9 protein-coding genes are annotated in these 12,771 nt (G+C 62.0%); 1 reads left to right on the top strand and 8 read right to left on the bottom strand.

All coding sequences use genetic code 11. The features are described from left to right. From NKI16_RS10815 to NKI16_RS10830, 4 genes are all read right to left on the bottom strand, one after another. Positions 1 to 642 carry a response regulator transcription factor gene (locus tag NKI16_RS10815; RefSeq protein WP_352455787.1) on the bottom strand — a complete coding sequence of 214 codons (642 nt, stop codon included), beginning with the start codon at positions 640 to 642 and terminating at the stop codon, positions 1 to 3. After that, complete coding sequence (locus NKI16_RS10820) at positions 639 to 3,476, bottom strand: sensor histidine kinase (protein ID WP_352678709.1); 2,838 nt, start codon at positions 3,474 to 3,476, stop codon at positions 639 to 641. The genes NKI16_RS10815 and NKI16_RS10820 overlap by 4 nt, the downstream gene beginning before the upstream one ends. A 374-nt stretch (positions 3,477 to 3,850) precedes the next feature. After that, positions 3,851 to 6,979, bottom strand: a complete 3,129-nt coding sequence (locus NKI16_RS10825; RefSeq protein WP_352839468.1) for a PAS domain-containing protein — start codon at positions 6,977 to 6,979, stop codon at positions 3,851 to 3,853. Positions 6,980 to 7,383: 404 nt separating this feature from the next. Beyond that, positions 7,384 to 7,836, bottom strand: a complete 453-nt coding sequence (locus NKI16_RS10830; protein WP_352756351.1) for a hypothetical protein — start codon at positions 7,834 to 7,836, stop codon at positions 7,384 to 7,386. A gap of 286 nt (positions 7,837 to 8,122) precedes the next feature. Between NKI16_RS10830 and NKI16_RS10835 the strand changes: the two genes are divergently transcribed. Then, complete coding sequence (locus NKI16_RS10835) at positions 8,123 to 8,269, top strand: hypothetical protein (protein ID WP_352678236.1); 147 nt, start codon at positions 8,123 to 8,125, stop codon at positions 8,267 to 8,269. Here the strand turns inward: NKI16_RS10835 and NKI16_RS10840 are convergent. Genes NKI16_RS10840 through NKI16_RS10855 form a run of 4 tightly spaced genes read right to left on the bottom strand, consistent with a single transcriptional unit; the run spans position 8,266 to position 12,698 of the window. Then, positions 8,266 to 9,354 carry an ABC transporter ATP-binding protein gene (locus NKI16_RS10840; protein ID WP_352692168.1) on the bottom strand — a complete coding sequence of 363 codons (1,089 nt, stop codon included), beginning with the start codon at positions 9,352 to 9,354 and terminating at the stop codon, positions 8,266 to 8,268. The two genes, NKI16_RS10835 and NKI16_RS10840, sit on opposite strands and share 4 nt — an antisense overlap. A 7-nt stretch (positions 9,355 to 9,361) precedes the next feature. Beyond that, the gene (locus NKI16_RS10845) at positions 9,362 to 10,414 is read right to left on the bottom strand and encodes a carbohydrate ABC transporter permease (RefSeq protein WP_023674192.1); all 1,053 of its coding nucleotides are present in this window, start codon (positions 10,412 to 10,414) and stop codon (positions 9,362 to 9,364) included. Further along, the gene (locus NKI16_RS10850) at positions 10,411 to 11,433 is read right to left on the bottom strand and encodes a carbohydrate ABC transporter permease (protein WP_502897578.1); all 1,023 of its coding nucleotides are present in this window, start codon (positions 11,431 to 11,433) and stop codon (positions 10,411 to 10,413) included. Before NKI16_RS10850 ends, NKI16_RS10845 begins: the two co-directional genes overlap by 4 nt. After that, positions 11,430 to 12,698 carry an ABC transporter substrate-binding protein gene (locus NKI16_RS10855; RefSeq protein ID WP_352592478.1) on the bottom strand — a complete coding sequence of 423 codons (1,269 nt, stop codon included), beginning with the start codon at positions 12,696 to 12,698 and terminating at the stop codon, positions 11,430 to 11,432. The genes NKI16_RS10850 and NKI16_RS10855 overlap by 4 nt, the downstream gene beginning before the upstream one ends. Positions 12,699 to 12,771: the final 73 nt, after the last annotated feature.

The following is a 12,771-nucleotide window of genomic DNA, read 5'->3' on the forward strand; positions in this document are numbered from 1 at the left end:
TCAGCTCCCCCCTGCCCTGCGCGAGTGCGTGATCGGTATTCCCAATCGCTCGGCGATGCGCACTAGGTCGGCGAGCGACGCCGCGACCATCTTCTGCATGACGTTCCTTCTATGAATTTCCAGCGTAACTTCGCTGATCCCCAGTTCAGCGGCGGCCTGCTTGTTGAGCAAGCCGCTGACCACCAGCGGCAGCACCTCACGTTCGCGCGGCGTCAGCTCGAGATAACGTTGCTTCAACACGCCCAGCTCGGCGCGCTCCGATCGCTGTACCCGATCCTGGGCAATCGCCGCATGGATTGCGGCCATGAGGTCTGCATCGCTGAAGGGCTTAGTCAGGAAATCCACGGCGCCGTGCTTGATCGCACGCACCGAGGACGGGATATCGCCATGTCCCGTCAGGAAAACGATCGGCGGATGATCGCCCTCGGCAATCTGCCGCTGCAGATCGAGGCCGTTAATATCCGGCAACTCGATATCGAGGATGAGGCAGGCAGAGACGTCCGGCTTGTCAGCGCGGATATAATCGCCCGCCGATCCGAACGCTACGGCACGCATGCCATGTGCGGCCAGCAGCTCACTGAGCGCCTCCCGGATGCGTTCATCGTCATCTACGATGAAGACAATTTGGCCGTCCGTCGTCATGACGCCGCTTTCGCTTCAATCGGCAACGTGAAGATAAACGTCGCTCCACGTGGTTCGTTCTTCTCGACCCATAAACGCCCGCTGTGCGACTCGATGATCGAACGGCAGATCGCCAGTCCCATGCCCATCCCTTGCTCTTTCGTGGTAAAGAACGGTTCGAATATCCGGTCGGGAAACTCGACGCCCCGGCCGCGATCTCTGACTTCGGTCTGGACAACATCCCCGATATGGCGCACGCGGATGCTGATAACTCCGTCATCCGCACCAGAGTCCATCGCCTCCATGCCGTTGCGGATGAGATTGACCAGAACCTGCTGGATTTGGACGCGATCGAACGCGACTAGCGGAATGTCGCTTCCGACATCAACGCTGATGCGAACGCCCCGCCGCATCGCTTCCTCGGTCACGAGGTCGCGTGCCTCTGCGATGACACTGCTGAGCGTCGCATTGGTCCTCGTCTCGGTGGATTGCTTGAACAGCGCGCGAATGCGGCCGACGACGTCCGCCGCCGAATTGGCGTCCCGTATAATGCGCTCGGCCGTAATCTTCGCGCGTTCGACGTTCGGCGGGACGGCGCCCAGCCAACGGTGGCATGCATGGGAATTGGCGACGATCGCGGCCAGCGGCTGATTCACCTCGTGCGCGATCGAAGCGGAAAGCTCGGCGAGACTTGCAGCCTGAGTGGCTTGCGCGAGTTTGTCGGAGGCTTGTCGCAGCGCTTCCCGCGCGCGCACCTCTTCGTCGATGTCGAGGGAAACTCCGTACCATTGCACAACCGCCCCGTCTTCATCACGCCGCGGCTCGACCCTGCACTCCGCCCAGCGATAGCCATCTGTTTCGCGCCAGCGAAACCGCATCGCGGAACCGCCGCCTGTTTCGAAACAGCTCAGCAACGTGCGCAGCACCTCGGGAGCATCTTCGGGATGAACCAGTTCTTGCAGCAATTCCTCGATGCGCGGCTCTCCGAGTGTTTCGAAATTGGCGATGACGGCGCGGAAATGGTCCTGGTACCGCTTGTTGAAGTAGACCGGCCCGCCGGTCGGCACCGCGCTCCAAATGCGGACCGGCACAGCGTCGATCATCTGCTGAAGCTGCAATTCGCTCCGCCGCAGCGCCTCTTCGGCTTGCATCTGATCGTCTATGTCGTGACAGAGGCCGTACCACTGCACGATCAGGCCAGCGTGATCGCGCATCGGCTCTGCCCGGCTCGACATCCAGTGATAGACGCCATCGGCGCGGCGCAGGCGATACCTCATGGAGAAGCGCTCGCCGGTAGCAAGGCAGTGACTGAGCGTATCGCCGAATGCTGCTGCGTCGTCCGGATGGACGGTGGCCGCTATCATCGCCGCCAGCCGGCCGATGCCCTGTTTGTCCAAATCCGTTACGTCAAGGCCGAGAAAGTCGACCATTCGCTTGTTGAAAAAGGTCGGCTCGCCGTCCGGCGTCAGGCGCCAAACGTGGCTCGGAACCATGTCGACAAGCTGCGAGAGCTCCCGCTCCCGGTCGCGCAATGCCTCCTGCGCGCGCACCTCATCGTCGATGTCGATGCTGGCCGTGTACCATTGGACGATCGCTCCACTCTGGTTCCGCAGCGGCTCGGCGCGGCCCTCCCTCCAGCGGTACACGCCGTCCGCGCGACGCAGGCGATACCTTATGGGATAGGGTTCGCCGGTGGCGAGCGAGCGGCTGAGCCATTCTCTCATCCTGGGTCCATCGTCGGGATGGACGGCTGCCGCGACTACGGTCGCCAGGCGGCTCGTGCCCGGCTTGTCCCAGCCCGCGATGTCGTTGAGGCCGATATAGTCTGTCGTGCGCTTGCTGAAGAAGGTTGGTTCGCCGTTGGGCGCCATACGGGCGATGTGAGCGGGGATCATTTCGACCAGCAACGAGAGTTCTCGCTCCCGCTCCCGCAAGGTCTCCACACTTTGGCGCAAAGTGAGCACCGCCGCCTGATGCTGCCTGGAAATGGCGGCCACGACGAGCGCCGAAAATGCAGAGATGGCCAGAAAAAGCTGCAGCATGATCTGGTTGTGCTTCTGGGACTCGGGATCGCCGGCAAATTGGCTGGCGCCGGATATCGTGAATACCGCCGTGATCAGAGCAAGAACGGTCAATGCTACGGCGGCGCCTCGGAACTCAAAGCGCACCGCGGCCCAAAGAAGAGGCGGCATGATGATGTAGGCGAAGGGCAGATAGCCGCTCAAGGAAAGGGCGGCGATACCAAGAAAGATCAGCCCCAGGACGCAAGCTTCCATCCACCGCGCCGCCGAGAGCTGCGCCTTGCCGCGCCAGTTCTGGAACACGACCAGCGCCAGTGGCGCTACGATCAGGACTCCCGTCGCGTCTCCGATCCACCACAGCGGCCAAGCCGTCGCAAAGGTTTGCGATTGTATGCCAAACCACGCAAGCGCCGCACTTCCCACCGTCGCGCTTGCAACTGGCGCAACTCCAGCGGCCAGTGCGACGAATGCGAGAACGTCCCGCAACGTTTCCAGCCGAACTGCGCGCTTGCAGGTCTGGTTCACAAGCCATGCGCCGGCCACCGCTTCAAGAGCGTTGCCGGCAAAGATCAGGAAGGCCGCGGGCAGCGGAGTGTGGAACCACAAGAAGTTGCTGAACAGTTCTGCCACACAGGCCCCCAGCACCCACCACGGCCAGCTATACCTGGAGGCGAAGACAAGCGTAGCGATGAAAAGCCCGCTCGGAGGCCAAATGGAAATCCCTGTTCCAGGTATGATTGCGAGCGACTGGGCGAAGCCGCAGCCCAGGACATAGGCCGTAATAAAAAGCCCCAGATGCAAGAATTGGGGACGGTGCGACCAGGCGCGCGACAACCCGCCTCTTTCAAGATCGCTGATCAGGTTGCTGCGAATCAGGCCCGGTTCATTCGTCGCGAAAGGTCGGCCACTTCCCGGTCCGGATCGGTCCAAGTCATGCGTTAACGCGTGCGTTGCGCTGGAATCGGTCTCGCCAAGTGAGTTGGGCGCTATCGTCATCGGGTGCCCCTGACGGACAAACAAACTCTGGAGATTGTCGGTGCTTCGTGTAGCACTTGCTCTTGATAGCTGGACTGGGCTGACGGACTCACGTCGCCACCCTAATCCCGCCACGCCCCAACCGCACCTCATGGAAATCCATGCATTGCACGGGGCGGCGGCGCCCCTTCACCGAGAGCCGAAAAAACCAAGCGCTTACTGAGCGCCGCCAGTTATTGCGCAGCTTTCGCTTCAACCGGGAGGGTGAAGATGAATGTCGCCCCACGCGGCACGCTATTCTCCGCCCAAAGGCGTCCGCCGTGAGACTCGATGATCGAACGGGAGATCGCGAGCCCCATGCCCATTCCGTTCCCTTTCGTTGTAAAGAACGGCTCGAATATCTTGTTGGGACGTTCGATACCCGGGCCTCGGTCGCGGACCTCGGTCTGGATCGTGTCCTCTATCCGGCGCACGCGCATTCCGAGAACCTTGTCGCCCGCCGTGGTGTCCATCGCCTCCATGCCGTTGCGAATGAGGTTGACCAGGACCTGCTGAATCTGGACGCGATCGAACGCAACCAGCGGAAGGTTGCTTTCGACGTCGATGTCCATGCGAACGCGACGCCGCATGGCTTCCTCGGCCATAAGATCACGTGCTTCGGCAACGACGCTGGGGATCGGTGTGCTGGTTCTCATTTCAAGCGAAGGTCTGAACAAGGCACGGATGCGGCTGACGACATCCGCCGCCGAGTTGGCATCGCGGATGATACGCTCGGCCGTGATCTTCGCGCGCTCGACGTTCGGGGGCTCGGCGGACAGCCAACGGTGGCATGCGTTGGAGTTGGCGACGATGGCGGCCAGCGGCTGGTTCACCTCATGAGCGATGGATGCGGAGAGTTCGGCAAGGCTCGCCGCCTGGCTCGCACGCGCAAGTCTCTCTTGTGCCAGCCGAAGCTCCTCTTGTGTCCGCATCTCATTTTCGATGTCGAGGCAGATAACGTTCCACTGCACGATGGCGCCTTCAGCGTTGCGCATCGGCGCGGCGCGCGTCTCGACCCAGCGATATTCACCATCGAAGCGCCGCAGACGGTGCCGTCGCGCATACGGCTCGCCTGTGGACAGACAATCGGCATATCTCTCTTTGACACCTGTCAGGTCGTCGGGATGAACACCGGCGTCGAGTGTGCCAGCCAGCCGGGACTTTCCCGCTTCGTCCAATTCCTCAAGATTGTATCCGAGGAATTCGCGGAGCTGCTGGCTGCGATATATCGGTTCGCCATCCGGCGCGGCGCAATCGATCATTGCCGGCAGCGTTTCAACGAGCTGCCAGAGAGCCCGTTCTCTCTCGCGCAGCGCCTCTTCGACGCGCAGCTGATCGTCGATGTCGTGCGTAAGGCCGTACCATTGGACGATGCGTCCACCCTGGTCCCGCAGCGGCTCCGCGCGGCCCTCCATCCAACGATAAACGCCATCGGCACGGCGCAGGCGATACTTCATGAAGAATCGCTCGCCGGTGGCAAAGCAGCTGTCGAGTGCTTCCCTCAGGCTGGCTGCATCGTCGGGATGGACGACGGTGGCAATGAAGGCCGCCAGCCGGCTCGTGTCCGGCTTTTCCGCGTCCGCTATGTCCAGGCCGAGAAAATCTATCAGGCGCTTGTTGAAGAAGGTCGGCTCACCGTTGGGAGACAGCCGCCAGAGGTAGCTCGGAACCATGTTGACGAGTTGCGAGAGCTCTCGTTCCCGGTCGTGCAACGCGGCTTGCGTGGTCACCAGGTCATGGATGTCGACGCTCACGCCGTACCATTGGAGAATGCTGCCATCTTCGTCGCGCAGCGGCTCGGCGCGAGTCTCGGTCCAGCGATAGCCGCCGTCAGCCCGCCTCTGGCGATATCTCTGAACGTAAGGCACGCCCGTTGCGAATGAATGGCGGATCGCCTGCCGTGCGGTGTCGATATCGTCTGGATGGATCACGCTCAGCGACGGCGAGCCGTCCGGGGCGGTGATGTCGTGGAGCGTGGCCCCGGTTACATCGGTGAACCGTTTGTTGACGTAGGAAGGCGTCCCTTCCCGTGTCGTACTCCAGATCAAAGCGGGCACGGTGTCGATCAGCTGCTGGAGGCGCCGCTCACTTTTGCGCAACGCCGCCTGCGCGCGCACCTCATCGTCGATGTCAAGAGAAACCCCGTACCACTGCACGACCGTTCCGTCGTCATCGCGCCGCGGCTCGACCCTGCACTCAGCCCAGCGATAGGTGCCGTCCTTTTCGCGCCAGCGAAACCGCATCGCGGAGCCGCCGCCAGTTTCGAAACAGGTCAACAACGTGCGCTGCACCTCGGGCGCATCTTCGGGATGAATCACCTCGTGCAGCAACGTTTCGATGCCCGGCTCGCCGAGCACATCAAAGTTCGCGATAACGGAGCGGAAATGGTCCTGGTATCGCTTGTTGAAGTAGACCGGCCCGCCGGTCGGCATCACACTCCAGATGCGGACCGGCACCGCGTCGCTCATGTGCTGAAGTTGCTGCTCGCTCTGCCGCAACGCCGCTTCGGCGTGCATCTGATCGTCTATGTCGTGACAGAGGCCGTACCACTGGACGATGCGGCCAGCGTCATCGCGCATCGGCTCCGCCCGGCTCGACATCCAGCGATAGCCGCCATCGGCACGGCGCAGGCGATAGCGCATCGCGAAGCTCGCACCGGTAGCGAAGCAACCACGGAGTGCATCGCCGAATGCTGCCGCGTCGTCCGGATGAACGGCGGCCTGTATCATCACCGCCAGCCGGCTCATGCCCGGTCGGTCCAGATCCGCTACATCGAGGCCGAGAAAGTCGACCATGCGCCCATTGAAGAAGATCGGCTCGCCGTCGGGATCGAGCCGCCAGATGTGACTCGGGACCATATCCACGAGCTGCGAGAGTTCCCGCTCCCGGTCACGCAATGCTGACTCGGCCCGCTTCTGGTCCTCAATGTCTATTGTCGTGCCGTACCATTGAACGATGCGCCCCTGGCTATCGCGAAATGGTCGTACTGAGCTTCGAAACCAGCGATAGACGCCATCGGCGCGCCGCAGGCGATGCTCGGTATCATAGGGATCGCCGGTTTCGAGGCAATGCCGCCATCTGGCGGCTACAGGATCATAATCGTCGGGATGGACGGCTCGACGCCAGCCGAAATCATCGTCGTCTTCGGAAGTGTTGAGATCCTCATGCATGTTGCCGAGGAACGCCAGCGTGTTTGGGCTGACATAGGTGAATCTTCCGGCGGCATCGGCTGCCCACGCGTGGCCGGGCATGCTCTCGATGATTTGCAGCGCAAGCGTTGCTTCGGGGTCGATTTCGCCAAGTGAGTTGGACGCTGATGTCATTGGCTTCTCCTGTCGGACAAAAAAGCCTGGGGACGGTCAGCGCTTGATATAGCACTTGTTTTCAATATCTGGACAGGCGAACTCACCGCCTAAATCTAGTTCCGCCATGCCTCGGCTGCATCTCATGGAAATCCATGCATTGCGCGGAGATATCGCCGCTACGGGGACCCTAACGATGGCCTCGCGCGAGGAGCGACGCGGATCGATGCATCAACACCTACCACTGGGAATACGAGCCGGACAGGTAAGACGCTCGGCTGCCTCTTCGTCGGCTGCAGAGTGAAACCGGAAAAACCTCTGCATTCGTCATCCCTGTCTCGTCCGGTTAAGACGGCTCATGAGATAATCTGGAAGCCTCTCCCGACCAATAGATCTGTTCCAAAGTATAGGGCGTGGACGCGGTTTTAGTTCTGCGGAGCGGCTTGGCGGCCGAGCAATTGTTTGGCGACAATGAGACAGGGCGCAGCGACCGCGAACAGCAGGACGAGCGCGAAGAAAGCTTCGTCGAACGAGATCGTGGCGACCTGCTTCTCAAGCGCGCGCTGCAGCAGCGGCAGGGCGGCCTTTGTCGCCGCAGTGCTGTCGACACTGTTCGCCAGAGCATTCGCAGTTGCTCTCAAGCGCTGGTCTACGGCTGGATCGCCATTGACGAGGTGGGACGCCAGTATCGTCCGGTTGTGGACATTCTGGTGATCAATATACGTTTGCAAGAGGGCTGTGCCGGTCAGACCGCCCACCTGCTTGCCGAAGTTGAATAGCCCGATGCCAAACGGCAGCGCATTGGCGGCAAGGCCCTGCAGCGTAACCAGCGCCAGTGCCACGAACAGAAGGCCGAGGCCGAATCCTCGCAGCAGCAAGGGTCAGGTCCGGTGATCCGCTACCGCTCGTCGAAGCGGACAGCAGCCACATGGCGCCTGCGAAGAGCAGAATGCCAAATGGCGCAAGCGTGATCGGGCGCATCCCGGTCCTTTGGATGACGAAGCCGGACAACAGAACCTGATCGGTAGTTCGTACTGAACCTCAGCACAGGTCGTATTATCAGTCAGCCGGATTCCTCAGGCGCGCGAACGTGCCGGCGCGGACCTCCGTATTGCCGAAGACCGCCTACGAGAAATCCACTTTGAAGTAATTCCGGATCATCCCGTGGCAGCAATGATCGCAGAGAGCGCCCTCTTGAAGAGTTCGGTTGTCTTAACGTTCACCTATTTTGAAAAGCGCGCGCAACACGCGTTCGCTGTGCGGCAGTTGCGACGGTTCATGAAAACAACCCGCTATCTTGCCGCCGGCTAACGCGGTGCGACACGCAGCCCGGCGGCATCGAAGAGATGCATGCGCTCCGGCGGCAGAGCGAGGTTGATCGGCGGCCCTTGCGTTTCAACGCCCTGCTGCTTGAGAACGGCGATAAGTTTGCTGTCGCCGGCAATGGTGGCGTGGACAACTGTTTCCGGTCCCAACGCCTCGGCCAGCGTTACCCGCGCTTCCACCGATCCCTTGCCGCCATTCGAAAGTTGGATGTCGTGTGGCCGGATGCCAAGCGTCGCGTCGTCTCCCGGTTTCAGCGCGACCCCGTCGACGGCGATCGAGGCCGACAGCCCGCCTGGACCTTCGACACGCACCTCGGCGCCGCTTGCCGAACGCACCTTCACCGGCAGCAGGTTCATCCGCGGCGCGCCGATGAAGCCGGCGACGAACAGGTTGGCCGGCGCGTTGTAGAGATCGAGCGGCCGGCCGACCTGTTCGATCCGCCCCGAGCGCATGACCACGATGCGGTCCGCCAGCGTCATCGCCTCGATCTGGTCATGGGTGACGTAGACCATCGTGGTTGCCAGCCGCCGGTGCAGGCCCGCCAGTTCAGCGCGCATGGTGATGCGCAGTTCGGCATCGAGGTTGGACAGCGGTTCATCGAGCAGAAAGGCGGTCGGATTGCGCACCACCGCACGGCCGATCGCCACGCGCTGCTTCTGGCCGCCCGACAATTGACCGGGCCGGCGGTCTAGATAGGGAGCAATTTCCAGCATGCGCGTCGCTTCCGTGATCCGCGCGTCGATCTCGGCCTTCGGCATACGAATGTTTTCAAGCCCGAAGGCGAGGTTCTGGCGCACGCTCATGTGCGGGTAGAGCGCGTAAGACTGGAACACCATCGCCAGACCGCGTTGCGCGGCCGAAACGTTGGTGACGTCGACCCCGTCGATCTCGACCTTGCCGTCGGTCGGCCGATCGAGCCCGGCAATCAACCGCAGCAGCGTGGACTTGCCGCAACCCGACGGGCCGACGAGGACCAGCATCTCGCCGTCACCGACGTCGAGGTTGATGCCGTGCAAGATCTTCATCTTGCCGTAAGCGCGATCGATGTTGGTCAGCGTTATCCGTCCCATGACATCCTCACTTCAGCCCGGTGCCGGCAATGCCGGAAGTGATGTAACGCTGCAGGAAGACGAAGACGAGGACGACGGGGATCATCGTCACCACGGTCATCGCCAGGATGTAGTGCCACTGCACGTTTAGCTGGCCGGCATAGGTGTTGAGGCCGACCTGGAGTGTGTAGAGTTCCTTGCGCGACAGCACCACCAGCGGCCACAGAAAGTCGTTCCAGCGCCAGACGACCGAGAAGATCGCCAGCACGGCGAGCGCCGGTGCTGCAAGCGGCAATACGATGCGCCAGTAGATCTGCCATTCGGAAGCGTTGTCCATGCGCGCCGCATCGAGCAGCTCGTCGGGGATGGTCAGCATATATTGGCGCAGCAGGAAGACGCCGGTTGGCGTCGCCACGGTCGGCAAGATCACGCCCCACAGCGAATCGAGCAGTCCGACGGCGCCCACCACCGAATAGAGCGGCACCAGGATGACCGACAGCGGCACCATCAGCGTACCGACGATCACAAGCATCGTCAGATCGCGACCGCGGAACTTGTATTTCGACAAGGCGAAGGCGGCCATTGAATTGGTGAGCAGCGTGATCAGCGTTGCCATTGCCGTCACAAAAACCGAATTGCGCAGATAGCGCAGGAAGTCGAAATGGACGAAGGGCTCGGTGTAATTCTCCGTCGCGAAGCCGATTTCGCGCACCGGCTGCCGGTCGGCGATGTTGACCTTCACGATATCGTTCGGCGCCTGCGGATCCACCATTTGCGCCACGATGCCGATGCGCCGCACCTCGGCCAGCACCTTGGTCGAACCATCCGGCAACTTCACCCTGTAGAGGGTCAGCGGCTTGTCGTAGCCTTCGACCCTCGCGTGTTGGCTGACATAAGGCATTATGGTCGGCGGGAACTCGGCAAGCTGTGCCGGCGTCTTGAATGACGAACCCACCAGCCAGACGGCCGGGCCGAACATGATGACAACGCCACCGAGCAGCCACAGCCAGCTCACGATATCCGTCCAGTGCCAGCCGCGACCGCCGCGCCGGCGGGTCAGGAATGTCATCACGCCGCTCATTCGCGGGCTCCTTTCCGCTCACCCCGGCGTCCGACCTGCAGCTGAACCAAGGTGAGCACGACCAGCACCAACCCCATCAGGATCGAAGCCGCCGAAGCCAGCCCCGGATTGCGCAGCAGGGAGGCGAAGCCGATCTCATAGATGTACTGCGTGATATAGAGGGTCGAGGTTCCCGGCCCTCCACCCGTCAGCACATAGACTTCGTCGAAGATCTGCACAGCGCGGATCAGCGCCAGTACGATGACGACAAGCAGATTCGGCATCAGCAGCGGCAGCGTGATGCGCCAGAACACCCGCGCCGGCTTCGTGCCGTCCATCTCGGCCGCTTCGTAAAGGTCGCGCGGGATCGCCTGCAATCCGGCAAGCAAGATCAGCGTATAGAAGCCCATATGTGCCCAAACCGAAACGCTGACCGCGGCGGTGAAAGCCCAGAAACGGTCTGTCAGCCAGTTGTGCGGCTCGCCGCCCAGATCATGGACGATCAGGTTGAGCAGGCCCTGGCGCTGCAGGATCCAACGCCAGATCAGGCCGGTGACGACGGGCGACAGCAGCACCGGAAAGAAGAACACCGCGCGCCAGAAGCTGCGCCCGACGATCTCGCGGTTGAGGATCAACGCTGTCGCCATCGACACGACCGTCATCAGCGCCACCTGCACGACGACGAACAGGCCGGTATTGTGCACGGCCTTCCAGAAGAGATCCTCGTGGCAAGTGGCAGTGTCCAGGTAGTTGCCGCAATCGAGCAGGCGCTGATATTGCTCGAGCCCCACATAGGTTCGGTCCTGCAGGAAGTAGGCCGTTCCCGACGTGGCCGAATAGAAAAAGTTGATGATCATCGGCACCAGGACGAAAATGCCGAAGATCGCCATGTTTGGGGCGAGGAAGAACGCGGCCATGCCGCCGGTGCCCGTCGCTCGCTGCCAGAACTTCAGCGGCACGTTGACGATCGACGCCAGCCACACGACCGGCGCCGCGAGGGCGGCGCCAATCCATGCCTTCAGTGTCGCGGCGGCGATCACTTCGCCTCGGCAACCTTGTCGGCGATATCCTGGTCGATCCTGCCCCAGGCATCGTCGAGGCTGAGCTCGCCGGCCATCACCTGGCTGACGCGCGTCACCAGCGCGGCGAAGTAAGCGTTGGCCCACTTCCACGGCGGCAGCGCATCGGCCGCCGGCAGGGTTTCACCCGCCGCCTTGACGAACTTGTCGAGCGCCGGACCGACGTTCTTGTCGGCCGAGACCCATTTCAGCCCGCCCTTGTCTACGACGCCCTTGTGCGCGGGCAGAAACAGCGTGCGCTCGCTGAACTCTTTTACCACGTCTTCACGGGCTAGATAATCCATGACCTTGGCGACGTCCTTGGGATTCTTCGTGTATTTGATGGCGACCAGCGCCGCGCCGCCCTTCACGCCCGAACAGCCTGCGGTACCGCAAGGCGAGCCGGTCGCCACCCAGTCGAAACTGTCGCCGATCTTGGTCGATAGATTGGCGACCTGCCAGCTGCCCGAATAATAAAACGGGATCTGGGCGTTGATGAAGTCGTCGGCGGCCGCGCGATAGGTCGAGCCTGCCGCCGAAACCCAGGTATCCTTCAGCATCAGGCCCTTGGCGGTCCAGTCGACGAGCCTGCCGACGAAAGCCTTGGTGCCGTCGTCCACTTTCGCCGGCATGCCATCGGGGCCGATATAGTTCGCTCCGAAGGAGACATTCGGGCCCGAAATGCGGTGACCGGAACGGTCGATGGCGAAGGCAGCCGGAAGCTGCTGGCTCTTCGCCACCTCGGCGGCGGCGTTGATCCAGTCGTCCCAGGTCGCCTTGTCACCGGGCAGCGGCACGCCGGCCTGTTCGAACAGCGTCTTGTTGGCGAAGCCGCCGGTGAGCGTGAGCTGGGTCATGAAACCCGGGATGGCGTTGGAGCCGTCGGGGCGCATCCAGTCCAGCGTGTCAGCGAAATTGTCCTCCCAATATTTCGGATCGGCCACCAGTGGCCTGAGATCGAGCCAGTGCTGGGCAAGCTCCTTGATGTTGGTGACGCGGGCGATGTCCGGACCCTGGCCGGCTTCGAGCTGGATGGGCAACTGCTCCTGGATCACCTTGTAGGCGACGTTGTCGAGCGTGACGTGGATGTCGGGATTGTCCTTCATGAAGCGGTTCAGAATGTCCTGGATGACATCGCCCTCGACACCGTCCGAATACCACATGATGCGCACGTCGCCGGCAAACGCGCTGGTCGATGCGAGCAGGCTGACCGATAGCGCGGCCAGCAAAGTGCGGGTCTTATTCATGCTTCGTCTCCTCCTTTAGCGGGGCGGCGCCCCGATGGTTCAAGCCTGCTACGCCCTCCTCCTCTTGAGCGTC

This window comes from Mesorhizobium sp. M0698 (assembly GCF_040320455.1).
Lineage (GTDB): Bacteria > Pseudomonadota > Alphaproteobacteria > Rhizobiales > Rhizobiaceae > Mesorhizobium.